The 24,000-nt window shown below is 70.4% G+C and carries 22 protein-coding genes and 2 pseudogenes; 10 read left to right on the top strand and 14 right to left on the bottom strand.

The window, feature by feature from the left end:
- A pseudogene (locus C464_RS01335) lies at window positions 1–396 on the bottom strand (sulfite exporter TauE/SafE family protein); the annotation flags it as partial.
- A 700-nt stretch (window positions 397–1,096) separates the two neighbouring features.
- On the opposite strand from C464_RS01335, the gene C464_RS01330 reads away from it, so the two are divergent.
- From C464_RS01330 to C464_RS01315, 4 genes and pseudogenes are all read left to right on the top strand, one after another.
- The gene (locus C464_RS01330; RefSeq protein ID WP_006111679.1) at window positions 1,097–1,792 is read left to right on the top strand and encodes a hypothetical protein; all 696 of its coding nucleotides are present in this window, start codon (window positions 1,097–1,099) and stop codon (window positions 1,790–1,792) included.
- Between the two features lie 60 nt (window positions 1,793–1,852).
- Window positions 1,853–2,556, top strand: a pseudogene (locus tag C464_RS01325) (hypothetical protein).
- A gap of 280 nt (window positions 2,557–2,836) precedes the next feature.
- Window positions 2,837–4,393 carry an alpha-isopropylmalate synthase regulatory domain-containing protein gene (locus C464_RS01320; protein ID WP_006111677.1) on the top strand — a complete coding sequence of 519 codons (1,557 nt, stop codon included), beginning with the start codon at window positions 2,837–2,839 and terminating at the stop codon, window positions 4,391–4,393.
- Between the two features lie 51 nt (window positions 4,394–4,444).
- Window positions 4,445–4,756 carry a hypothetical protein gene (locus C464_RS01315; protein WP_006111676.1) on the top strand — a complete coding sequence of 104 codons (312 nt, stop codon included), beginning with the start codon at window positions 4,445–4,447 and terminating at the stop codon, window positions 4,754–4,756.
- 74 nt (window positions 4,757–4,830) lie between these two features.
- Here C464_RS01315 and C464_RS01310 read toward each other — a convergent pair whose 3' ends face one another.
- Together C464_RS01310 and C464_RS01305 are read right to left on the bottom strand one after the other, a co-directional pair.
- Entirely contained in the window at window positions 4,831–5,208 is a 378-nt protein-coding gene (locus C464_RS01310; RefSeq protein ID WP_006111675.1) for a group I truncated hemoglobin, read from the bottom strand.
- A 92-nt stretch (window positions 5,209–5,300) separates the two neighbouring features.
- Entirely contained in the window at window positions 5,301–6,731 is a 1,431-nt protein-coding gene (locus tag C464_RS01305) for an MATE family efflux transporter (RefSeq protein WP_006111674.1), read from the bottom strand.
- A gap of 133 nt (window positions 6,732–6,864) precedes the next feature.
- Here C464_RS01305 and C464_RS01300 point away from each other — a divergent pair, with 133 nt between their 5' ends.
- Window positions 6,865–7,272, top strand: a complete 408-nt coding sequence (locus tag C464_RS01300) for a gamma-glutamylcyclotransferase family protein (RefSeq protein ID WP_006111673.1) — start codon at window positions 6,865–6,867, stop codon at window positions 7,270–7,272.
- A 252-nt stretch (window positions 7,273–7,524) separates the two neighbouring features.
- Complete coding sequence (gene ilvA, locus C464_RS01295) at window positions 7,525–8,736, top strand: threonine ammonia-lyase (RefSeq protein WP_006111672.1); 1,212 nt, start codon at window positions 7,525–7,527, stop codon at window positions 8,734–8,736.
- 243 nt (window positions 8,737–8,979) lie between these two features.
- Here the strand turns inward: ilvA and C464_RS01290 are convergent, their stop codons facing one another.
- The 4 genes from C464_RS01290 to folP all read right to left on the bottom strand — a co-directional run bounded on the left by C464_RS01290 (window position 8,980) and on the right by folP (window position 15,171).
- A complete protein-coding gene (locus C464_RS01290) occupies window positions 8,980–10,050 on the bottom strand; it encodes an NAD(P)/FAD-dependent oxidoreductase (RefSeq protein WP_006111671.1) in 1,071 nt (356 codons plus the stop codon).
- Window positions 10,051–10,150: 100 nt separating this feature from the next.
- Complete coding sequence (locus tag C464_RS01285; protein WP_006111670.1) at window positions 10,151–10,894, bottom strand: class I SAM-dependent methyltransferase; 744 nt, start codon at window positions 10,892–10,894, stop codon at window positions 10,151–10,153.
- A 61-nt stretch (window positions 10,895–10,955) separates the two neighbouring features.
- Entirely contained in the window at window positions 10,956–12,464 is a 1,509-nt protein-coding gene (locus C464_RS01280) for a DHH family phosphoesterase (protein WP_006111669.1), read from the bottom strand.
- Window positions 12,465–12,540: 76 nt separating this feature from the next.
- Complete coding sequence (folP, locus tag C464_RS01275; RefSeq protein WP_006111668.1) at window positions 12,541–15,171, bottom strand: dihydropteroate synthase; 2,631 nt, start codon at window positions 15,169–15,171, stop codon at window positions 12,541–12,543.
- Between the two features lie 147 nt (window positions 15,172–15,318).
- Here folP and C464_RS01270 point away from each other — a divergent pair, with 147 nt between their 5' ends.
- From C464_RS01270 to C464_RS01260, 4 genes are all read left to right on the top strand, one after another.
- On the top strand, window positions 15,319–16,356 hold the full coding sequence (locus tag C464_RS01270) for an ABC transporter ATP-binding protein (RefSeq protein ID WP_049910746.1): 1,038 nt from the start codon (window positions 15,319–15,321) through the stop codon (window positions 16,354–16,356).
- A complete protein-coding gene (locus C464_RS01265; protein WP_006111666.1) occupies window positions 16,353–17,108 on the top strand; it encodes an ABC transporter permease in 756 nt (251 codons plus the stop codon). The genes C464_RS01270 and C464_RS01265 overlap by 4 nt, the downstream gene beginning before the upstream one ends.
- 91 nt (window positions 17,109–17,199) lie before the next feature.
- Complete coding sequence (locus C464_RS18255; protein WP_006111665.1) at window positions 17,200–17,343, top strand: DUF7560 family zinc ribbon protein; 144 nt, start codon at window positions 17,200–17,202, stop codon at window positions 17,341–17,343.
- Between the two features lie 140 nt (window positions 17,344–17,483).
- Window positions 17,484–18,497, top strand: coding sequence for an aldo/keto reductase (locus C464_RS01260; protein ID WP_049910750.1), 1,014 nt, complete (start codon window positions 17,484–17,486; stop codon window positions 18,495–18,497).
- Between the two features lie 15 nt (window positions 18,498–18,512).
- On the opposite strand, the gene hisH is transcribed toward C464_RS01260, so the two are convergent.
- The 7 genes from hisH to C464_RS01225 all read right to left on the bottom strand — a co-directional run bounded on the left by hisH (window position 18,513) and on the right by C464_RS01225 (window position 23,906).
- The gene (gene hisH / locus C464_RS01255; protein ID WP_006111663.1) at window positions 18,513–19,172 is read right to left on the bottom strand and encodes an imidazole glycerol phosphate synthase subunit HisH; all 660 of its coding nucleotides are present in this window, start codon (window positions 19,170–19,172) and stop codon (window positions 18,513–18,515) included.
- Window positions 19,173–19,289: 117 nt separating this feature from the next.
- Window positions 19,290–20,381, bottom strand: a complete 1,092-nt coding sequence (gene phnE, locus C464_RS01250) for a phosphonate ABC transporter, permease protein PhnE (protein WP_006111662.1) — start codon at window positions 20,379–20,381, stop codon at window positions 19,290–19,292.
- Window positions 20,382–20,403: 22 nt separating this feature from the next.
- On the bottom strand, window positions 20,404–21,189 hold the full coding sequence (locus tag C464_RS01245; protein WP_049910745.1) for a phosphonate ABC transporter ATP-binding protein: 786 nt from the start codon (window positions 21,187–21,189) through the stop codon (window positions 20,404–20,406).
- Window positions 21,190–21,218: 29 nt separating this feature from the next.
- Window positions 21,219–22,364: a phosphate/phosphite/phosphonate ABC transporter substrate-binding protein gene (locus C464_RS01240; RefSeq protein WP_006111660.1), complete on the bottom strand. Its 1,146-nt coding sequence runs from the start codon at window positions 22,362–22,364 to the stop codon at window positions 21,219–21,221.
- 94 nt (window positions 22,365–22,458) lie between these two features.
- Window positions 22,459–23,091: a uracil-DNA glycosylase gene (locus C464_RS01235; RefSeq protein WP_006111659.1), complete on the bottom strand. Its 633-nt coding sequence runs from the start codon at window positions 23,089–23,091 to the stop codon at window positions 22,459–22,461.
- 65 nt (window positions 23,092–23,156) lie between these two features.
- Window positions 23,157–23,723, bottom strand: coding sequence for an endonuclease dU (locus C464_RS01230; RefSeq protein WP_006111658.1), 567 nt, complete (start codon window positions 23,721–23,723; stop codon window positions 23,157–23,159).
- Window positions 23,724–23,906 (bottom strand): DUF5786 family protein, encoded by a 183-nt coding sequence (locus C464_RS01225; protein ID WP_006111657.1) that lies wholly within the window; start codon window positions 23,904–23,906, stop codon window positions 23,724–23,726.
- Window positions 23,907–24,000 lie beyond the last annotated feature (94 nt).

Raw genomic sequence — 24,000 nt, 5'->3', positions numbered from 1 at the left:
GCCGCCCAACACGAGCGACAGCGAGAGGCGTCGGTCGACGAGCCCGTACTGGATGAACGCGAGCGACGAACTCGATAGGCCGAACGACTCGCTGATGAGACCGATCTTCACCAGCGTCGTCGGCTCCAGCGGGTACGCGACGAGCGGGAAGAGGAAGATGAGGAACGGGACGAACAGCGCCGACCCACTGATCCCCACGGTGTTGACGATCGTCGCACCGGTGACGAACACGAGGAACAGCCACCAGTACTCGGTCCAGTAATCGACGCCGGCGTCGGCCGGCGTCGGCGCGAAGGCGTAGACTCCGGCGACGAACAACAGCGGTGCGAGGAACACGACGACGTGCTGATATCGAAGGAATGTACGCTGCACACCGCTCGACAGTGAACTACTCATTGAGGCGTGGAACGCGAGTTACGGGGAGCGGTATAAATTCGTTTTCACACAAGATAATCTCGGTTAATTATAATCAATATTAACAAGAGCATGTAACCGATTCAGCGAGCTCGACTTCGGTTGCTTTAGAGATGCTTCAGACCCCAACGCTGACGCTTGCCTCAACATAGAACGTTTAAATGAGACTGTCCAGCGCCAGTGAATTGGACAGATACACAGAGATGATGGTAGTGATTTCAACACTGAATTCAAATTCCCATTTCAATATCAGATGGTTATAGATTGAGCAGCGCATGCTGCGCTTGTCGATGTAGCCGGGCATCACCGTGATGGACTCAGACAGTTCGTCGCTGGCGTCGTCGCGAACATGAAGACGTAGGTGGACAACACCGAGCAGCTCACAGAGATAGCGGTCATCACAGACGTGCTAACAGGGCTAGCAGGCAGATTCCTCCGCGTTCACGCGGGGGAGGAGGTCAAGCCAGTTGTATGCCGTCACGCAGACAATCATATTACTGTCCAAGTGATCTACTAGTACCGCTGCTCGCAGACGCTATGCTACGCTGCTTCACTCGGGTGCGCTCGTAGCGTGCTGTTACGTGGTTTTCACCGTTGGCGGGCTGGTGTGGGGCCCGCCAACGGCGAAGCAAGCACCCCGGCGACAGGAGGCTTTTCTACCGCGCCCACCCAATATGTCTACATGGATCGAAAAACCGCCGAACTCCGCGATCTGTTCGTCGACGCCACCGGATCGGAGACGGTCACCGAGCGGCAGGACGCGGACCGCGGGACCCTTGTCGACCGCGACGACGAGGCGGTCGACGACGCGGTTCGTGACCTCGTCACCGCGATGCGCGACCGGTACGGCTTCTCGACGCCGCTCGACGACGCCGTCTACGCGCTGGTCGCCCGCGGCCGGTTCGACGGCGCGGACGACGCGACAATCTCGGCCGCGATCCGAGACGCGCTTGAGGAGAGTGCGGACGCGCAAAGCGACGAAATCGATCCCGCCGATATCGACGCCGAGACGGTCCGGAAGGCACGCCTCGACCTCCACCTCGTCCGCGAGTCGGACCGCGAGGTCGACGCGGACGAGGTCGGCGGCGACGACGGCGGCGAGTCGCCGTTCGCGTACGCCGACCTGAAGCGACTCACCGCCGCGGGCAACTCGATCGTCGAGTGCGCCGAGGCGCTGGACACCGCGCCGGACGCGGTCGCCCGGTACGCCGCCGTCGCGCGCACCGACGTCGCCTCCACACGGGCGAACGACCGCTTCCGCGACGCGTTCCGCGACCTCCTTACCGACGCCGACATCGAGGGGTCGCTCGCGAGCGACGCGCGCGAGGACGGCCTCCGCGAGGCGACCGAGGACATCGAGACGGACGTGTCGCTGTAAGGAAGTTCGCAGATCGACCGCGGACGCCGTTTTATACCCGAAGCCGCGGCCACCCCTCGTGTGACGCTTGTTCCGTTCAACGACTTGGCCCGCGCGGCGTACTGCCCCCGACAGCTCTACTACGTCTGACGCGACGACGAGCGAAACGTCCCGCCAGCGGCGCGCGAGCGGATCAACCTCGCGTTCCGGAACGACGAGCTGGTCGACGCGCCCGATCGGACGCTCCAGCGGCTTCCCCTTCACCGGCCGCCGGCCGCCTACCGTTACATGGATCGCCTGCGTGAACGCGACCCGTACGAGCGCCTCCTCAACTCCGCGGCTGAGCGGGGGTTCCTCTCGGGGAAGGACTACCACGGAACCGTCCACAAGGTGCTGGAACCGGGAGGAGCGGGCGGGAGCGCGTGCGGCGACGCCGACGGTCCGGAGCACGGGCTACCGCCGGTCCCGACGCTCGTCTCGTCGGGCGAGCCGCCGAAGAGCGGCGTGTGTGAGCCACAGGCGGTCCGCGCGGTCGGGATCGCGAAGCGCTGGCTTGGGAGCACAAGCGGGCGGTCAAGCGCGCCCTCATCGAGTACCCCGCGGTCGGCGTCGTCCGCGAGGTCCGGCTGACGACCCAGAAGAAGGCCGCGTACCGCCGGGCGCTCCGCGCGGCGCGGTCGATCGACGGCCTGCCGCCGCGCGTGGACGACGACCGGTGTGCGCCCTGCGACTACCGCGGGGAGTGCGGCACGCGGCGGCGGTCGATCCGGTCGCTTCTGGGGTGACGCGACCGGCCGAGCCGGACCCCGGCCGAGAGATCGTCGGCGATCTCCCGTGCCGCGCCGACGATCGCTCGGCCATACCTGACGCGACCCGGCAGTTTATGTGTGTGTGCGTCGTTCGCACGGATACGAATGACGCGAGACGCTCGCGATCGTTCGGAGGATAGAGGAAGTCGCCTCGCGGCGGCTGGCCGCGAAATTCTCCGACGATAACGACTCCGGGGCACGACCGCCCCGCGGCGGCACCGACCCCGAGACCACCGCAGAGCCGACGGACTACCTTTTGACCCGAACACCACTCACCGACCTCGACGAGGCACAGCTACTCGACACCACCCTGCGCGACGGCGAACAGATGCCGGGCGTCTCCATGACTCCCGGCGAGAAGGTCGATGTCGCCCGCGAGCTCGACGCCGCCGGCGTCCACCTGATCGAGGCCGGCTCGGCGTGTACCTCGGACGGCGAGCGCGAGGCGATCCGGCGCGTCGCCGACGAGGGGCTCGACGCGACGGTGACGAGCTTCGCCCGCGGGGTGCGAGCCGACGTGGACCACGCGCTCGACTGCGGCGTCGACGGGGTGAACCTCGTCGTCCCCGCCTCCGACAAGCACGTCGAGACGAAGGTGGGGTCGACCCGCGACGAGGTCGTCGAGACGACCGTCGAGCTCGTCGAGTACGCGAAAGACCACGGCCTGTGGGTCGAGGTGCTCGGCGAGGACGGCTCGCGGGCCGACGTCGACTACCTCGAACGCCTGCTCGGTGCCGGGCTCGACGCCGGCGCGGACCGGATCTGCTACTGCGACACGGTCGGCGCGGCCGACCCCGAGCGCACCGCCGCGGTCGTCTCGCGGCTGGCCGACCTCGGCCCGACGAGCCTCCACACCCACGACGACCTCGGGTTCGGGCTGACGAACGTCCACGCTGGCCTGAAGGCGGGAGCCGACACCGTCCACGGGACCGTCCTCGGCGTCGGCGAGCGCGCGGGCAACGTCGCGCTCGAAGAGGTCGCCATTGCGCTCGGGCGGTCGTACGACGTCGACACCGTCGAGCTCTCGCGGCTCTACCGGCTCTGCCGAACCGTCTCGGAGGCCACCGGGGTCGCGCTCCCGCCGAACAAGGCCGTCTGCGGGGCCAACGCCTTCGCCCACGAGTCCGGGATCCACACAGACGGGACGCTGAAGGACGGGACGATGTACGAGCCGTACCCGCCGGAGACGGTCGGGCGGGAGCGCCGGCTCGTCCTCGGGAAGCACGCCGGGCGCGCCGGGGTGAAGGCCGCGCTCGCGGAGCACGACGTGGCGGTCGCCGACGACGAGCTGCGCGAGGTCGTCGCCCGCGTGAAAGAGCTCGGCGAGCGCGGGAAGCGGGTCACCGACGCCGACCTGCTGGCCGTCGCGGACGACGTCCGCGGGCGCGAGCGCGAGCGACACGTGGCGCTCGTCGACCTCTCGGCGACCTCCGGAGGGAACCTCCCGACCGCCTCCGTGCGGCTCCGCGTCGGCGACGACGAGCGGGTCGCCTCGGGCACGGGTTCCGGTCCGGTCGACGCCGGGCTGGAGGCGGTCCGGACGGCGCTCGCGGGCGACGACGACGGCGATCGCGGCGAGGGCGTCGCCTTCGACCTCGACTCCTACCACGTCGACGCGATCACGGGCGGCACCGACGCGGTCGTCACCGTCGAGGTCGACCTCTGCCGGGGCGACCGCTCCGTGAGCGTCTCGGCGTCGGACGCGGACATCACCCGCGCGAGCGTCGTCGGGATGGTCGACGGGCTCGACCGCCTGCTGGCCGCCGAGGCGGACGCGGCGGACGCCGACCCGAGCGCCGTCGCCGACGACTGAGCGCGCCGGCGTCTGACGAGGTTTTTATTCGAGGGCGCTCGATCCACGGGTGTGAGCGTCGTCGTCGCGATCAAACCCTCGGCCCGCAAGCGGAACGCGAAGGTGGGACGGCTCGTCTTCGAGGACGGCCCCCGTCACGCCTTCGAGAGCCGTGCGGCCGCCGAGCGGTGGGCCGACGACCTGTCGGCCGGCGACGGCCACGTCTGGGTGGCGAGCGCGCACCCCCGCGACGACGGCGACGCGGACTGCTACCTCGTCTCGCGGGCGACGAACGCGAAGTTGGAGGCCGCCTACGACAAGCGCCGTCGCCGGCTCAGGGGCGACACGGGGTCGGAACAGGAGTCGCTCGGCGGCGAGCCCTGAGCGGTGACGGGCGCTGACCGGCGGCGGGCTCCGGACGAAGACGAACCCGGACGAGCGGTGACGCCCAACGACGGCTACCCGCCCGCGGACGGCCCCTCGACCACGTCGCGTTCGAATCCGGCGACCGCCTCCATCACCGCCTCGCGGTCGGCGTCGTCGACGTCGAAGACGCGCAGCGCCTCGTCGAGGTGGGTCGCGACCGCGTCGAACTCCGCGGGCGAGATCGCCAGTTCCTCGTGAGCGGTCGCCATCTCCTCGCCCTCGTAGCGGAGCGGCCCGCCGGTGACCGCGCTCAAGAACTTGGTCTGGTGCGAGCGCTGTTCGGCCATGTCCACGTCCTCGAAGTGGTGGTTCACTCGCTCGTCGGCGAGCACCCGGTCGTAGAACTCCTCGACGACCGCGCCGATGGCCGGTTCGCCGCCGAGGCGTTCGTACAGCGTCTCGTTCGACATACGTCGGGCACGGACGCCGCCCCTATCACTGTTCCCCCGACACGGCGCGACGGCCGCTGTTCTCGGCCGCCCCGCGTCTCCGCCGTCTCGGCTCACGGCGAGTCGTCCGCGCGCGGCTCCTCGCCGGACGCGGCGTCGGCGTCCGGCCCGGACCCGCGCGCGTCCATCATGTCCGCGGCGCGGGTCGCCCAGCCCGAGTAGCGGAACCCGACGGCGACGACGAGCGCCATCCACGCGTAGGCCGCGGACACGCCGACGTACGCGCCCGTCGGCCCGAGTCCGACCGTGCGCCCGAGCAGCCACGAGAGCCCCAAGAAGAGGCCGAACATCGCCGAGAGGCGCGCGACGAGGGGGATCCGCGTCTCGCTCGCGCCCTGGAGCGACCCGGAGAGCGCGGAGAAGCAGGCGAGGGCGGCACCGGCGACCCCGTACACCCGCGCGAAGTCGACCGCGGACGAGATCGTCGCCGCGTCGTCGGTGAACACCGGGACGATCCGCGGCGCGGCGACGACGAGCCCGACGCCGATCGTCCCGACCGTGAGCACGCCGAGTCCGGCGACGGCCCATCCGTTGAACCGCGCCGCTTCCGGGTCGCCCTCCCCGAGCGCCTGCCCGACGAGTACCGACGCCGCGACGTTGTACCCGCGCGAGAGCGGCCCGGTCACCTGCTGGTAGACGCGGCGGCCGATCTGGAAGCCGGCGTTGATCGTCTCGCCGAAGCCGAGGAGGAGCGCGTTGAACGGGAACTCGGCGATCTCGGAGCCGAATCCCTCTAACACGCGCGGGGCGCTCACGACGAGGAGCTGCTTCGCGACGGTGAGGTCGCGCGGCCACGCGAAGTCCGCGTCGGTCCACGACCCCCAGATGGCAAAACAGAGCAGCCCGGCCGTGAGCACGTTTGCGCCCGCGGTCGCGAGGCCGACGCCGAGCACCTCCAGCCACGGGAGCCCGAACAGCCCCAGGCCGAGGACGACAGAGCCGGCGATGTTCACGGAATTGGCGGCGATGTTGACGTACATCGGCGTGCGGGTGTCGCCGGTCCCCTGGAGCGCGCGGGCCCCGACGAGGGCGACGTGCCGCGCCGGAGCGGTCGCGAAGACGATCGCGAGGTACGTCGAGCCGAGGTCGACGACCGCGGGTGAGGTGCGCTCGCCGACGAGGCGGCCGAAGATGTCGATCGCGAGCTCGCCGAAGAGGAACCCGAAGAGGACGAACGGGATCCCGGCGAGCGCGCCGAGCAGGATCGCCTGTGTCACCGCCTCGTCGCGGTTCTCCGCGGCGCCCGCGCCGGTGTCCTGTGAGGAGAGCGCGATGGCGCCGCCGCCGAGGCCGAGCCCGATCCGCAGCGGGAACCGGGCGTACAGATCCGCGAGCCCGATCGCGACGACCGCGGCCGGCGAGAACAGCGCGGTGACGAGGATGTCGGTCGTCCGCATCGCGGTGCGGAACGTCTGCTCGGCCATCACGGGCCACGCGAGCGAGAACACGCGCTTCCAGACGCGCCGCAGCCGCGGGAAGTCCATCTGTCGCCCCCGACGGACGCCCGGGGTATTGATATACCGGAGCCGGTCGGCGTCGCCGGGACCCGACGCCGCGGGGACCTGACGGGGGCGAGAGCGCCCGAACGTTGAAAGCCGCGAGCGACCCACGGACCCCATGGATGTCTTCGTGTACGGCACGCTGACCGAGCCGGAGCGGGTGGCCGAGGTGGCGGACTCGTTCGTCTTCGTCGGTCCCGCGACGCTCACCGGTCTGCGGCTGGTGGAGGGACGCTACCCGACGCTCGCGCCGGGCGGCGAGACCGCGGGGCGACTCCTCCGGACGGAGGCGGTCGACGCGCTCGACACATACGAGGACGTCGACGGGGGGCTGTACGTCCGCGAGACCGTGCCGCTCGACGCGCCGGCCGACTACCCGGAGGCCGCCGTGGTGTACGTCGGCGACCCCGACCGCCTCGACGCGGACGCGACGTGGCCGGGGACCGGACCGTTCGGCGAGCGAGTCCGAGCGGTCCTCGACGACCGCGACGTGCGGGTCCGGCTGTCCCCTCGAGATCCCGTCTGACGGAGCGATGACGGCGACGCAGTCGTGCGGTTTCACTTTCACTCTGGTAGCCGCACCTTTTTGTATTCCCGTCGCCTCATTCCACTCGCACGTCACACGCGTGCATTCCCCCCTTATCAACCCCGAGCCGGTCGCTCGTCGATCCGCGTCGGCGCGGTGGCGGCCGCGATCGTCACCGCTCCACGAGCGGCCGAGCCCGACCGGCCGCGACCGACCGGAACCGATTAGCGGGCGGCGCGGCGACGGAGTGGCATGCTCAGTCTTGCCGACATCCGCGAGGCCCGCGAGCGGGTCTCGGGCGTCGCCCGGCACACGCCGTTGGAGCGGTCGCGCTCGTTCTCCGAGATGAGCGGCGCGGACCTCCACCTCAAGCTGGAGAACTTCCAGCGCACCGGGGCGTTCAAGATTCGCGGGGCGATGAACCGGATCCAGACGCTCTCCGAGGCGGAGCGCGAGGCCGGCGTCGTCACCGCGAGCGCCGGCAACCACGCGCAGGGCGTGGCGCTGGCGGCCAGCCGCGCGGGCGTCGACGCCACCGTCGTGATGCCGAAGTTCGCGCCCGTCTCGAAGGTGAAAGCCACCCGCGGGTACGGCGCGAGCGTCCGCTTGGAGGGCGTCGACTACGACGAGGCGCAGGCGTACGCACACCAGCTGGAGCGCGAGGAGGGCCGGACCTACGTCCACGCGTTCGACGACCCGGTCGTGATGGCCGGGCAGGGGACGCTCGGCCTCGAGATCGTCGACGACTGCCCCGAGTTAGACACCGTGGTCGTCCCGATCGGCGGCGGCGGGCTGATCTCGGGCGTCGCGGTCGCGATCAAAGAACAGCTGCCCGACGCCCGCGTCGTCGGGGTCCAAGCGGAGGGCGCGGCGTCGGCCGCGAAGTCGCTGGAGGCGGGCGAGGTCACGGAGATCGACAGCGTCGACACGATCGCCGACGGGATCGCGACGCGGTCGATCGGCGACCGGACTCTCGAAGTGATGGAAGAGTACGTCGACGAGGTCGTCACCGTCGACGACCGCGAGATCGCCTTAGCGCTCACGCTGCTCTTGGAGCGCGCGAAGACGCTCGTCGAAGGCGCGGGCGCGGTCGCGCTCGCCGCCGTCCTCTCGGAGGCGTTCGAGTACGACGACGGCGAGACGGTCGTCGCCGCGCTCTGCGGCGGCAACATCGACCTCAACCGCCTCGGCACCGTGGTCCGGCGCGGCCTCGTCCAGATGGGCCGGTACCTCAAGATCACGATCGATTTAAAAGACCGGCCCGGCGAGCTGGAGCGCGTCTCCAGCATCGTCGCGCGCACCGGCGCGAACGTGTACGCGGTCCACCACGACCGCACCTCGCGGGACGTAGCGGTCAACGCGGCCGAACTCGAACTCGAATTAGAGACCGACGACGCCGAACACGCCGCCGACATCGTCGACGCGCTCGAAGCGGAGGGGTACGACGTGGAGATCCTGTCCTGAATCGGGCGGCGACGGCAGGTATTTATAATCGGAATCGTGGTGGCGCGTGCCTGCGAGCGACGAGGGTGGGGAGGCGTGAGGTGCTGTACGGGGTGAGACTCGAAGGGGCAGTCGTGTGGCGGGCGCAGCGAGCGTGCGCCACACGGCTGGGGCGTTAGAACGGTTCAGTGGGGTGGTAACGACAGTTCACAGAGCTGATAACCCGAATCTGGCAAAGAGAACGACCGAGTCCTCGAAAATCGATTAGTCGTCCGCGGCCGCGGCGTCGATCTCGCCCGCGTACAGCTCGCCGGCGCGCTCGCGCTCGGAGAGGTACTCGTCGGCGTCGAGCGCGGCCTTCACGCCCATGCCGCTGGCGGTGGCCGCCTGCTGGTAGTGGAAGTCGACCACGTCGCCCGCGCCGAAGAGCCCCTCGACGCCGGTGCGGGTCTGCCCGCCGCCGCGGCCGCCCTCGGTGATTAGGTAGCCGTCGTCGTCGGTGTCGATGCCGGTCCCTTCGAGGAAGTCCGTGTTCGGCGTGTGGCCGATGGCGTAGAAGACGGCCCCCACGTCGAAGTCGTACTCGTCGACCGCGTCGGCGGTCGCGGGGTCGTCGAGCTTCTCCTTGGGGTGGCCCTCCGGGTGCTCGACGAGCGTCACGCGGTCGATGCCGTCCTCGGGAGTGCCGTGGATCTCGGTGAGCTCGGTGTTGAGGAGGAGTTCGATCTCGCCGTCGTCGACCTTGTCCATCGTCCGCTCGATCCACACGTCCTCGGCGCGGAACTCCTCGCGGCGGTGCGCGACGTACACGGTGTCCGCGAACTTGGTCAGGAAGTTCGCCTCCTCCATCGCGGCGTCGCCGCCGCCGACGACGAGCATGTCCTCGTCGCGGAAGAACGCGCCGTCGCAGGTCGCGCACGTCGAGAGGCCGTACCCCATCAGCTCCTCCTCGCCGGGGACGCCGAGCGTCCGGGCGCTCGCGCCCGACGCGGCGATGACGGCGTCGGCGGTGTAGGCGTCACCGTCGGAGAGCGCGACGCGGAAGTGGCCCGCGGGCTCCTTCGAGGCATCCTCGATGACGCCGTTGCGCGACTCCGCGCCGAACTTCTTCGCCTGTTCTTTCATATCGTTGATCAGGCTCGGCCCGGAGATCCCCTCGGGGAAGCCGGGGTAGTTCTCCACGTCGGTCGTCAGCGTGAGCTGGCCGCCCGGCTCGTCGCCCTCGATGAGCAGCGGGTCGTTGTTCGACCGCGCGGCGTATATCGCCGCGGAGAGCCCCGAGATACCGGTGCCGGCGATAACCAGTCGGCGGTGTTCGACGATGTCGTCGGTCATGACCCACAGTTGGCCGGCGCGTCCTATGTACGTTGCGACCGTTGCGCGATCCCCGCACGACCGGCGACGCGATCGCCCGCACCGCGGCGGGCAGTTCGACTCACCGAACCGCGACGAACACGCTCCGCGCGTCGTCCGGTCCGTAACCGTCGACGACGTCGACCTCGTCGAACCCCGCCCCGGCGAGCGCGTCGGCGATGCGGTCGTCCGAGAAGGGCGTCATCCGACGCCGGTCGGTGAACGGGTCGCCGTCGGGGGTGAACGTCACCGCCCGCCAGTCGAGTCGGCCGTCGTCGGTCGCGACGTGGTGGGCGACGCGGACGTACTCGATCGCCCCGTCCGCGTCGCGGCCGACGTCGAGCCCGGGCCGGTTCCCGTCGACGGGCAGCGGGGAGTTGTCGAAGACGAGGACGCCGCCGGGTCGGAGGCGGTCCCGAAGCGCGGCGAGCGCAGGGTCAAGGTCGTCGGGCGCGAGGTGGTTCACGACGCCGCGGATCGCGACCGCCACGTCGAACGGGCCGGCGTCGCCGACGGCCGGATCCGGGAGGCCGGTGCGGTGGAAGTCGACCGCGCCGCGGCCGTCGATCGCTGCCGCGGCGTCGCACTTCTCCCGCGCGACCGCGAGCATCCCCTCGTGGACGTCGATCGCGGTCACGTCGACCCCGCAGGTCGCGAACCGGCGCGTGTGCTCGCCGGTGCCGCAGCCGACCTCCAGCAGGCGCTCCGGGTCGACATCGCGGTCGACGAGCGCGTCGCGGACGAAGTCGACGTCGCGGTCGTACGCCCAGTCGGACTGGATCGCGTCGTACAGCCGCGGCCGCTCGTCGTAGAGTCCGTCGGGCACGGTGGGCGCGTCGGCCGCGAGCGACGAGTCTCTTGCCCCGTAATGCGACGCGTTGTCGCGCTCAGTCGGTCGAGAACTCCGCCGGGAGTCCGGTGGGCTGGACCGGAGCGTCGTCGAGCGCCTCGAAGAACCGCCCGGCGACGAACGCCTCGACGACGTCCGGCAGCGACTCCGACTTGGAGACCTCCGAGAGGATCCCGAGGGGGACCTGCGCGCCGGCCATCGCGGCGTGGCCGCCGGCCGACCCGACGGGGTCGAGCGCGTCGCGCAGCAGTTCGCCCGCGTCGAGGTCGGCACCGCGGGCGCGGGCGGAGCCGTAGATCACGTCGTCGATGTACCCGTAGACGAACGTCACCGTCACGCCGTCCAAGTCGAGGAGCCGCTCGGCCGCCTGTGCGAGGGCGTCGCGGTCCGTGATCTCGCCGACGCAGGAGGCCGCGACCGACCCGCGCACGTCGCGGTTCTCGATGGCGGCCGCGAGGACGCGCAGCGTCTCCGGGCTCACGCTCGGGCTCTCGACGCGTTCGAGCGTCGACTCGTCGGCGTGCGCGAGCAGGTCGGCCGCCGCCTCGAAGTCGTCGATTGCCGTCGCGCGGGTGAAGTCCTTCGTGTCGATCCGGATCCCGTACAGGAGCGCCGTCGCGAGCTCGCGGTCCGGCGCGATCCCGTACCGCGAGAGGTACTCCGCGATCAGCGTGCTCGTCGCGCCGACCGCGGGCCGGATGTCGACGAACGACCCCGCGACCGGCCCCCGCGGCGGGTGGTGGTCGACGACGACGTCCACCGGGTAGTCCTCGGGGAGGCTGTCGTTGATCCCGGCCCGGGAGTGGTCGACTAAGGCGATCCCCGCGTACTCGTCGAGGTCGATGTCGTCGAACGGGCGGAGGCCGATGTCGAGGAGGTTCACCAGCGCGCGGTTCTCCTGGTGGGCGATCTCGCCGCCGTAACACGCGTCGGCGTCGACGCCGATCGACGCCGCGATCCGCGCTAGGCCGAGCGCGCTCGCGATAGCGTCCGGGTCGGGGTTGTCGTGCGCGACGATCAACAGCGGCCCGGAGAGCCCCCGCAGCGTCGCGAGCAGCCGGGCCGGTTTCTCGCGGCCCCCCTCGTCGGTGAGGGACGCCTCCGCGCCGGCCGCGGACCCTCCGGCGGGGCCGCGCTCCCCGTCGAGGCCGACCGCCTCGAAGACGCGGTCGGCGACCGCCTCGACGGGGTCGACCACACGGTCGGCGACCGCCGCGACCGCCGCCCGCTGCTCGTCGGTCGGCGTCGTCCCGAGGTGCGCGACGATCATCGCGTCCGGGTACGCCGCCCGGGCGGCGCGCGCGGCGGCGACGTTGCGCTCTGGATCGTCGCTCGCGATCAGCACGACAGCGGCGCTGTCAGGGTAGGTCTCGGGGTCGCTCGGATCGGCCTCGACGGTGGCGACGTTGCGGTCGCGCAGCGTCGACACCCAGCCGGTGTCGTCGGTGATCGCCACCAGGTCGTCGCGCTCGCCGCGCTCGTCGCGGGCGTGTTCGACGAGCGCGTTCCCGACCGCGCTACAGCCGAGCAGCAGGCGTCGGGTCATACGGACGCGACGGGGTCGCGAGGCAAAACGCTGCCGTCGGCGCGGCGCGGAGTCCGGACCGCGGACCGATCCCGGGTCACTCCGCGCCCTCCCCGTCGCGGAGCGCGCCGTCGACCGCGGCGGCGACGTCGACCGCCGCGCGGTTCTCGGCGACGTCGTGGACCCGGACGATGTCGGCGCCGCGGTCGGCGGCGAGCGCGGACCCCGCGACCGTCGCGTGCTCGCGGTCGTCCGCCTCGCGCCCGACCGCGCCGTAGAGGGACTTGTGGGAGTGACCGACGAGGACCGGACAGCCGAGCGCCGCGAACTCGTCGCAGCGCGCGAGCAGTTCGAAGTCCTCCACCGGCGACTTCCCGAAGCCGATCCCGGGGTCGACGATGACGCGGTCGCGGTCGATCCCGGCGGTGTCGGCCAGCGCGAGGCGCTCGCGCAGCGCGTCGACGACCTCGCCGACCACGTCGTCGTACTCGGGGTCGGCGTCCGGGTCGACCGGCGCGTCGAGGCTGTGCATCACGATCACCGGGCAGTCGGCGTCCGCGACGATCGACCGCATCTCGGGGTCCTCCAGCCCCGTCACGTCGTTGATGATGTCCGCGCCGGCGTCGAGGGCCGCCGCCGCGACCGCCGGCTTCCGCGTGTCAACCGAGACCAGCACGTCACCGGAGCCGACCGCGGGCACGGACTGGATCGCCTCGATCGTCGGGACGACGCGCTCGATCTCCGCCTCGACCGGGACCGGCTCCGCGCCCGGCCGGGTCGACTCGCCGCCGACGTCGACGATGTCGACTCCGGCGTCGACCATGCGCTCGACGCCCGCGACCGCGTCGTCGAGGTCGGCGTGCCGCCCGCCGTCGTGGAAGGAGTCCGGCGTGACGTTGAGCACGCCCATCACGGCAGTCCGGTCGCTCCACGGGAACTCGGGGGCGGAGTCGTCGTCCGCGGACGCCGGACCGCCTTCGGGCCCCGCGATCCCGGCCGCCGCGGCGAGGTCGGTCGCCACGCCGCCGAGCCCGCCGCCGTCGCTCGCGGCGAGTCGGTCGACGAGCGCGTGGAGCTCGGCGACCGTCCCCGCGACGGTGACCGGGACCTGCTCGCCGCCGGCCCCGCGGTCCTCGCCCGCGCCGAGCCCCCCGAGCGCGGCGTCGCCGCCGACGGACCGAACCGCGGCCGCGACGCGCTCGGCCCGGTCGCCGCGCAGTCGGAGCGTGAGCACCCGGTGGTCGACACCGTCCCTGTGCGCCGCGATCCCGTCCGGTGGGACGCCGGCCGTGTCGAGCGCGTGGGCCGCGTCGTCGGGTCCGCGCACCGTCCGCTCCCGGACCGTTCGCGTCCGCGCCGCCCGGGCCTCCGCGACCGCGAACAGCGAGCCGACGAGCAGCACGCAGTCGTCCGCGTCGGCGCGGTCGACCGCCGTCGCGAGCGCGTCCGCCACGTCGCCGCTGGCGGTCACGCCCTCGACGCCCGCGGAGCGCAGCGCCGCCGCGAGGACGGCGGGGTCCTCGGCCCGGTCGATGGCGGGGCGACAGGTGACCGCCGTTGACGCGTCCGGGAGCGCCGCCGCCGTCTCGGCGTGGTCCTTGTCGTGCATCGCCGCGTACACGAGGTGGAGGTCGTCGTACTCGTACTCGGCGAGCGTCGCCGCGAGCGTGCGAGCGGCCGCGGGGTTGTGCGCGCCGTCCAGCACCGTCAGCGGCGCGGTGTCGATCACCTCGAAGCGGCCGGGCCACGTCGCCCTGGCGAGGCCGTCGCGCACGGCGCGGTCGGGTAGGTCGGTCCCCAGCGCGGCCGCGGTCCGGTCGGCGACGCCGACGGCGACGGCCGCGTTCGTCGCCTGATGGCGGCCGACGAGCGGGATCCGGTAGGTGCCCTCGCGCTCGCCGGCGAGCGCGACCTCGGCGTCGGTGGCGCTGACCCGCCCCTCGTAGGTCGCCGCGAACGCCGGCGGGTCGGCGGGCTCGGCGTCGCGCTCGTCGGTGTCCTCGCGGTCGCCGTCGTTCCCCCCGTCGTCGCGCTCGTCGGCTCCGCCGTCGTTCGCCCCGCCGTCGCCGGTCACCCGCGTCACGGGCGCGCCCGCCTCGCCGGCGACCTCGCGGACCACGTCGAGCGCCTCGCCGTCGCAGGCGGTGACGAGCGGCGCGTCGGGGCGGGCGATCCGGGCCTTCGTGCGGGCGATCTCGGCGACCGTGTCGCCGAGGACCGCGGTGTGTTCGAGCGAGACGTTCGTCACGGCGGTCGCGACGGGGTCGACCGCGCTGGTCGCGTCGTACTCGCCGCCGAGGCCGACCTCCAGGACGGCCACGTCGACGTCGCGGCGCGCGAACTCGCGGACCGCCATCGCCGTGACGACCTCGAAGAAGGTGAGCGGCTCGCCGGCGGCGGCCCGGTCGATCAGCCACGGGCGGACGTCGTCGACGAAGTCGGCGATCGCCGACTCGGTCATCTGCCGGCCGTCGACGCGAACCCGCTCGGCGAGCGCGGAGAGGTGCGGCGAGGTGTACAACCCCACCGACAGCCCCGCCTCCCGGAGGACCGACTCGGTCATCCGCGCCGCGCTGCCCTTCCCGTTCGAGCCGGCGATCTGGACGAACGGGACCGCCTCCTGCGGGTCGCCGAGGTGCGCCAACAGCGCCTCCACCCGCTCCGTGCCGGGCTTGACCGAGAAGCGGCGGAGGTCGAAGAGGAACGCCGCCGCCTCGTGGTAGTGCATGTCCCGTGAGTCGGCGGCGCGTCGCTTAGGCGTAACGGACCGGACCGGGTGAGCGGTCGCGGCGAGCGTCGCCGCACCCGCCGGCGCGGCGACGCCGGCGTCGACCGAAAGATAACCCTTACGCGCGCGGCGACCGCAGTCGACCGCATGGACGAGACAGCGACCGCCGACGCCGCGACCGGGGGCACGGCAGCCGCCGGGTCCGCGGCCGACCCCGTGGTCGCGGGGGAGGGGGTCCGGAAGGAGTACGGCGACGTCGTCGCGCTCGACGGCGTCGACCTTGACGTCGCGGCCGGCGAGGTGTTCGGGCTCATCGGTCCGAACGGGGCTGGGAAGACGACGCTGGTGCGCGCGCTCACCGGGACCACCGAGGCGGCGGGCGAACTGCGCGTCTTCGGCGCGCCGCCGGCGACCGTCGACCCGGCCCGGATCGGGCTGCTCCCGCAGTCGTTCGACCCGCCCGCGCGGCTCACGGCCCGAGAGTTAGTCGACTACTACGGCGGGCTGTACGACGAGGCGCGCGACACCGAGGCCGTCCTCGACGACGTGGGGATGGCGGACGACGCCGACGCCTGGTACGAGACGCTCTCCGGGGGGCAGAAGCGTCGGACCTGCGTCGCGACAGCCGTCGTCAACGATCCCGACCTCCTCTTCCTCGACGAGCCGACGACGGGGATCGACCCCGCCGGCCGTCGGGCGATCCACCGGCTCATCGAGCGGCTCGCGGCGGGCGGGACGACCGTCTTCCTCACGAGCCACGCGATGGACGAGGTCGAGCGGCTCGCCGACCGGGTCGCGCTGCTCCGCGACGGACGGGTCGTCGCGAGCGGAGCTCCCGACCGGCTCGTCGCCGAACACGGCGGTGCGCCCCGCCTCGACGCCGACACCGCGGCGGCGACGAGCGAGGAGACCGTCGAGCGCGTCGCGGCCGGCGTCCGCGAGCGCCTCGGGACCGATCCGGCCGTCGAGGCGACCGACGGCGGACTCCGGGTCCGGGGCGTCCGTCCGGAGTCGATCGGGGACGCGGTCGACGCGCTCGACGCCGCCGGCGTCGCGTTCGAATCGCTCTCCTGGTCCGAGCCGTCGCTGGAGGACGTGTACCTGCGGCTCACCGGCGAGGAGTACACGCGGCGGGAAGGCGACGGCGAGGCGGTCGAGGCCGTCGCCGACGGGGGGGACCGATGACCCGCCTCGGTCGGATTCGGACGGAGGCGCTCGCGGCGGCGCGCTCGTTCACGCGCCGCCGGACGGCGGTGTTCTTCACCTTCTTCTTCCCCGTCATCCTCGTCGTCATCTTCGGCGCGCTGGTGCGGACGCAACCAACCGGGGGCGGCCTCTTCGCCGAGCCGGCGGGCTACTACATCCCCGGCTACCTCGCGGTCGTCGTGCTGTTCACGCCGCTGTCGCGGGTCGGCTCCGAGATCGCGCGCCACCGCGACGGCGGGCGATTCGAGAAGCTGGCGACGACGCCCCTGTCGCGCGCCGAGTGGCTGCTCGCGCACACCCTCGTCAACGTCGGGATCATCGGCGCGGCGAGCCTGCTCATCCTCGGGCTCGTGCTGGGGGTGACCGACGCGACGCTCATCCTGTCGCCCGCGTTGGCCGTCCTGCCGGTGTTCGTCGCGGTCGCCGTGGCACTGTTCTGCGGGCTCGGGGCCGTCCTCGGCGCGCTCGCCGACTCGCAGGACGGCGTGATCGCCGCGAGCAACACGGTCGCGCTCCCCCTCCTCTTCCTCTCCGAGACGTTCGTCACCCCGTCGCTGCTGCCGGAGTGGTTCCTGCCCGCGGTTGCGGCCTCGCCGCTGACGTACTTCGCGCGGGGGACCCGGGCGATCACCTTCGAGGGCGGCGCGTGGGCCGGCGACCTGCTGGTGTTGACCGCGCTCGCGGCCGGCTTCCTCGCGGTCGGCGCGTACGCGGTCCCGCGGACGGAGTGAGAGCGCGGCGACGAGGCGCCGTCGGCGCGGCGTTTCGGAACCGTTCATTTATAATCACGGCCCGCGCATCGGAGAACCGAGAGGCAAAGCGTTGACGACCGTTCACTTCACCTGTCCGGACTGCGAGCAGACCATCGAGGTCAACGACGCGATGCGCGAGACGATACTCGACGCCGGCTGTCCGGTGTGTACCGCGGCCGCGGCCGAGGAACACTTCGCCGTGACCTGCGAGTGACCGTCTCGGCCGCCGAGTGACCCCCGCGACTCCCGAGTGACCCCCGCGACCAACCCCGGACCCGGCGACGGTCGACACGCGTTGACACATCGCGTCCGCTTGCTATGGCTTTTTGCGTGGACCGCGACAACCGTTCGACGATGACGCCCGAGCTCGACGAGATCGACCTGGGAACCGTGCCGCTCGGCCGAACCGGCCTGCGGACGAGCGAGCTCCAGTTCGGCACGTGGCGGTTCGGCCGCGTGACTGAGGAGGGGAACATGGAGATCGACGATGAGCGCGCCCGCGAACTGCTCGACGCCTACGAGACCGCCGGCGGTCGCTACATCGACACCGCCGACGTGTACGGCGGCGGCGACTGCGAGCGCTGGATCGGCGACTGGCTCGCCGAGCGCGACCGGGAGCGCTACACGATCGCCTCGAAGGTGTACTGGCAGATCCGCGACGGCGATCCGAACAGCCGCGGCACGAACCGCAAGAACGTCCGCCACCGCGTCGACGCCCTCCTCGACCGGCTCGACACCGATTACATCGACGTCCTCTACATCCACCGCTGGGACGACGAGACGCCGGCCCGTGAGCTGATGAAGACCCTCAACGGGCTCGTCGAGTCCGGGAAGGTCCACTACCTCGGCGCGTCCACGCTCCGCCCGAACGCCTGGAAGGTCGCGCGCGCGAACGCGATCGCCCGCAGCGAGGGGTGGGAACCGTTCACCGTGCTCCAGCCGCGGTACAACCTCGTCGACCGCGAGGTCGAGGGGGACTACCTCGAGTTCGCGCGCCAGCGCAACGTCGCCGTCTCCCCGTGGAGCCCGCTCGGTCAGGGCTTCCTGACCGGGAAGTACGACCGCGACGCCGACCTGCCCGACGACTCGAAGGCCGCCGAGTCGAGCCGCTTCCAAGAGGCGTACCTCACCGAGGAGAACTTCGACGTCCACGACGAGCTCGACGCGGTCGCCGACGAGGTCGGCGCGTCGCCCGCGCAGACCGCGCTCGCGTGGCTCGCGCACCGCGACGGCGTCACCGCGCCCATCGTCGGCGCGCGGACCGTCGACCAGCTGCGCGAGAACCTCGCGGCCGCGACGATCGACCTGTCGGACGAGCAGGTCGACCGCCTGACCGCGGCCAAGCCGGGGCCGTACGACGAACTGTAGGACGGACCGCGCCGCCTACCGCTCCGCGCAGTACTCGACGAAGTTCCGCAGGATCTTCAGCCCCGTCTCGCCGCTCTTCTCGGGGTGGAACTGCGTGCCGAACACGTTGCCGGCCTCGTTGGCGACGACCGCGGGGAAGTCGACGCCGTAGTCCGCGGTGGCGACGACCGCGTCCAAGTCGTCCGGCTCGGCGTAGTACGAGTGGACGAAGTAGGCGTACCCCCCGTCGACGCCATCGACGATGGGGTGCTCGCGCGCGACGTCGAGGTCGTTCCACCCCATGTGCGGCACCTTCTGGTCCACCTCGAAGCGGACGTTGGTGCCGGGGACCAGGTCGAGGCCCGTCACCTCGCCTTCGCCCTCGTGGTCCGCCTCCTCGCTCGTCGTGAGGAGCATCTGCATCCCGAGGCAGATGCCGAAGAGCGGGCGGCCGGCCGCGGCGTGGTCGGTCAGCGCCTCGCGGAGCGGGCCGGCGTTCTCCATCCCCTCGCGGAACGCGCCGACGCCCGGGAGGACGACGCCGTCGGCGGCGGCGAACGCCTCGGGATCGTCGGTGATCTCGACGGACGCACCCGCGCGCTCCAACCCGCGGGTCGCGGACCGGAGGTTCCCGAGCCCGTAGTCGACTAAGACGATGTCCGCCAGCGTCTCCGTAGGCGGTTCGAAGGTACTCATACATCCCCTCGGAGGGGGACAGAAAAATCGGTTTCCCTTGCGACGGTCGCCGGGGGTAGACTTGGGCCGCGCGAAGGAGGCGCGACGGACGGAGCGACATGGCGATTGTCCCGTTGATTACTTCATCGCCGAATTCACCATCCGGCGCGGGAAGCCGGTGATGAGTTCCCAAAGACTCATTTCCACGTCGTCGGAGCGCAGCCGCGACCGGAGCCGCTGGCTGAACAGTTCGACGGAGATGATGAGCAGGAAGATGGCGAGCAGCGTCGCCATCATCTCGGTGAACCGGAGCAGGTTCTGCTGAGAGGTGAGGACGTACCCGAGCCCTCCGGCGCCGATGACACCGACAGTGACGGCGGCGCGGACGTTGATCTCGAAGATGTACAGCGTCCACGCGATAAAACCGGTCCTGACCTGACTCAGCATGCCGAAAAAGACGATCTGTGGCTTGCTCGCACCCGTCGTGCGCATCGCCTCGATCGGCCCGTCTTCGATCTCTTCGAGTTCGTCGACGAACAGGCGGCCAAGATTGCCGATCGTGTCGAACGCGATCGCGATCGCTGCCGAGGCGGGACCGAGACCGAGGAAAGGGATGAAGATTAGCGTCCAGATGATCGCCGGAATCGCCCGTATGAAGGACATCGTCCCGCGGAAAAGGAAATTGAAGGGGAACGGAGTGACACGCTCGGACCCGAGCGTCCCGAAGATGAGTGCGAACGGGAAGCCGAGGATCGTGCCGACGAATCCCATCGCGAGCGTGATTCCGGCCTCGCCGAAGATCTGGAAGATGCCAAGTTCTTGAAAGAAGAACGCGTAGATATCTGTCGGGTTCGGCGGAAACTGGAACAGTAATCCGCCGATATCGGGGTCGTACAGTAGGTTTTCTTGCCTTATGAAGCTGGTATACTGGCCGATGTCGAGGAACGGAATAACCCCGAAGTAGTCGGTGATCGGGAAGAATCCGGTTAGCGACTCAACGAACGTTTCGAGACGCGCGTCCGGGTTCAACAGCTCTGTCGCGGCGAACGCCTGAAGCGTCGCGAACGCAAGGAAGGCGGCCAGCCCGAGCCATCCGAAGGCGCGACGGCGCCGCGTTCGCTTGATGTTCTCGAACTGTTCGGCGATGCGATCCGGAACGTCAGCGCCGTCGCCAACGCCGACCGCCCCCGATTCGGAGGTACCGTCGGAATCCGTGGTGTCTGTTGTCACTCGTAGATCAACTCCGTTCTCGTCACGTCGTCGCGACCTCGTCGGTCGCGGCGTCGTCGTCATCGTCGTCACGGACGAACATTCCTTCGGTGTCGATGTCGCCGTAGAGGTCGTCGATGACGTCGATCGTTAGTTCGTCCCGGTATCCGTCGAACACCTTCTCGCCGTCTCGCAGGCCGATGAATCGGTGTCCGAACTTCCGGGCAATGTTCACTTGATGGAGGCTACAGAAGGTCGTCAGATCGCGGTCGTCGGAGGCAGTCTGGAGGTACTCCATCACGCTCTGTGCGCTGCCGGGGTCCAAGCTCGCGACCGGTTCGTCGGCGAGTAAGACGTTGGGCTGCTGGACAAGCGCGCGGGCGATACCGACGCGCTGCTGTTGGCCGCCGCTCATGCTTCGCGCCTTTTGTTCGGCCTCGCTCAGAAGTCCAACGGTGTCGAGCGCGTCGAGGGCGCGGTGTTTCTCCGGCGTGTCCTGAAGCTGTAGAACGCTAGAGAGGAAGCCGGCGCGGTGTACACCGCCGGACAGCGAGTTCGAGTACGCCGTCATGTCGCCGATGATGTTGTGCTGCTGGAAGATCATCGCGACTTCCGGCCGAGGTCCGAGCATGGCGTCCCCGTCGATCCGGATCTCACCTTCCGTCGGAGAGAGCAGTCCGCTCAGCGTCCGGAGCAGGGTTGACTTTCCGGACCCCGAGACGCCCAACACGATGACGAACTCTCCTGCGGGAACCTCGAAGGACACGTCATCGATCGCGACCGTGTCGCCAAACCGTTTCGTAAGACCGTCTACTTCGATGTAAGTCATAAAGAAAGGGGAGTGAGTAGCCGCTCAGACTAAAGCGCGCTCCACTCTAGGCCGAGCTCTTGGCCGAGCTCCGCGACGGGGTCGTAATCCTCGACGCTCGCGTCGACAACGCCGCTGAACCAGAGGGAGTGCGCCTCAACCAGCTCTAAGTCGTCCTGCTGTTCCTCGGTAAGTTCAGACTCCTCCATCTCGAGGATCTCGGGGTCGATACTGAGGGCCTCAGCGATGTCGGCCTGTGAGTCGTGCTCAAACGCCTCCTGAGGCGCATTGACCATCAGCTGGCGGAGGTCGTCTTTGAGCGACTCCCCCCACGCAGCGTTGCTCACGATCGGCGCACGCGGGATCGGATCGGAGACCGCAAGCAGCTGAAGCTCGGGGTCGGCTTCGCCGGCGCCCTCGTACTCGGAGGAGATGTCGACGAAGTCCTGAGACATCTCGTCGAACTGCTCTTTCGAGACGTGCGCGGCCGTGGAGAACGCACCCGTTCCGGCGGCCGCGATCCGGTCGTCCTGGATGAGCTGTTCTCGGGCAGTGGTGTGGTCCGAAGTCCGAAGCTCGAAGTCTTCCGGGGAGCCGGAGGGGGCGCTCCCGATGTCGAGTCCGGCGTTGCTCAGCATGTACAGCGGGAACAACGTTCCGGAAACCGAGGTCGGCGCGGCCGATGCGACGACCTCGTCTTCAAGATCAGAAAGCGACTCGATCTCGCTATCCGGAGTCGTCGTGATGAGCGAGAAGTACTGCTCCGCGCCATACGCCACTCGCATCCCGGTCACGTCGAGTTCGTTCGGGATCTGCGCGACTGCGCCCGGTGACACGTCGGCGAAGAGTCGATCGCCTTCCGCGGCCCGTCGAAGCTCTTGGGCAGTCCCGGAGTAGCTCGCAGTCGGCTGTTCGACGATCTCAATGTTGGCCTCGGACTCTAGATACTCGAACAGCGGCTGATACTGTACCTGAATATCGATCTCCTCCTCCGCGGGGTTCAACACCCACGTGATCTCCGTCGCAGAGTTTCCGGAGTCTCCGGCGGTGCCGCCGTCCGAACTGCCGTCGTCGCCTCCCGATCCGCCGTCGGCGCCATCGTCACCCCCAGAACACCCAGCGAGTGCGACCACGCCGCCCGCCCCCGCGGTCTTGACAAATGTTCGCCGATTCGCCGACCACTTGTTGTCGGACATACAGCCTATACTTTCGTTCGCGTGACTAATCGTTTTCTATGTTTTCTATATAGATACCGAACGACCGTCGCACTCGGGGTCGTCGACTGCCGACTCAGAATTCGCCGAGACGGGACTGCCCGTCGCCGCCGCCTTCTCCCCGGTCGCCGACGCCGCTCAGTTCGGCGGCCCGGCCGATCGTCTCGAAAAAGCCGTCGCGCTGGCTCCGGTCGTACAGGGTCGCCGCGGGGTGGACGGAGAGCAGCACGCGCCGCGACGCGCCGGCGAGCCGCGCGTCGACCACGTCGCCCGACTCGCCGGTGATCGCGACCGAGCGGTCGAGGAGGTGCTCGCTGGGCACCTTCCCGAGGGTCACGATCAGTTCCGGGTCGAGCCGGTCGATCTCGCTCTCGAGGTGGCCGCGGCAGTTCACCAGCTCCTCGGTCGTCGGGTCGCGGTTGTCGGGCGGGCGACAGCGCACGCAGTTCGTGATCCGCACGTCGGCGCGGGCGAGCCCCGCGTCACGCAGCGCCTCGTCGAGCACGTCGCCCGACCGCCCCACGAACGGCTCCCCTTCTTCGTCCTCAGTCGCGCCCGGCCCCTCGCCGACGAACAGCAGGTCCGCGTCCGTCGGGCCGACGCCGTCGACGATCCGGCTCCGCGACTCCACCAGCGCCGGACATCGCTCGCAGGCCGGGACCCGGAGGTCCTCGTCGAGCGCGCCCCCGTCGCCGCCGTATTCACTCATACACACGGCTCCGGGCGCGGTCGTCTAAGTAGCGTCGGTCGAACCGGTCCGTTCGCCGAGGAGTCTCACCCGCCCGTCACCGCCTCGCGGTGCGCGCTCGCGGCGAGCGCCGCGACCCGGAGCGGCTCGCAGCGTCGGGACCCGTCTCGGGTGAGTCCCCGGATCGCCGCGGCGGCGCGCTCCGGCTCGATGCCGACCGCGCGGACGAAGCGGGGCCGGTCCGAGTCTGTGCCGTCGACCGGAACGCGAGGCGGGAGCGACCGGTACGTCGCGAGTCGGTCGGCGAGCGCCTCGCCGTCGAACGCGTCGCGGAGCGCCGGTTCGAGCCCGGGGCTCGCCTCGTAGCTCACGGCGTAGACGGGGCGGTCGAGCGACTCGGAGAGGCGGTCGAGGTCGAGGATGTTGAACCACGCCGGCGCGACCCCCGCGCAGACTACGTGACGGACGTCCTCGCGGTCGAGCGCGCGCCAGCAGTCGATCACCGCGTCGGTCGCGTCGGTGCCGCCGACGGTACACCGCGCGAACGCGAAGCCGTCCGGGCTCCCGTCGGCGCGGACGACGACGCCGGCCGCGTGGCTCGCGTCGCGGGCGTCGGAGAAGGCGAGGCCGAGCGCGCGGCTCGGCGGGTTCACTCACGCGTCCTCGGACTTGATCTCCTGGAGCCGGTCGAGAAGCTCGTCGTTCGAGGCCCCGGGCTCGTAGTCGACTGACCCCTCGTGGGTCTCTTGGGCAGCCTGGACGCCGTCGTCGTCGTCGAAGTCCGCGTCCAGGTCCTGATTCTCCTGTTCGGACTCGTCGTAGCTGCCGAAGCCCATATGTGTATGAGACTAACAAGGGGTGAGTGATAAATCCACGGCCGGCAGCGGGCCCGAGAGCGCTCACTGGGGCGCGGCTGTACGCTTTTGTCGC

This window comes from Halorubrum coriense DSM 10284 (genome assembly GCF_000337035.1).
Classification (GTDB): domain Archaea; phylum Halobacteriota; class Halobacteria; order Halobacteriales; family Haloferacaceae; genus Halorubrum; species Halorubrum coriense.
The sequence above is the reverse complement of the archived record's forward strand: the minus strand, read 5'-3'. Positions and strand labels throughout refer to the sequence as shown.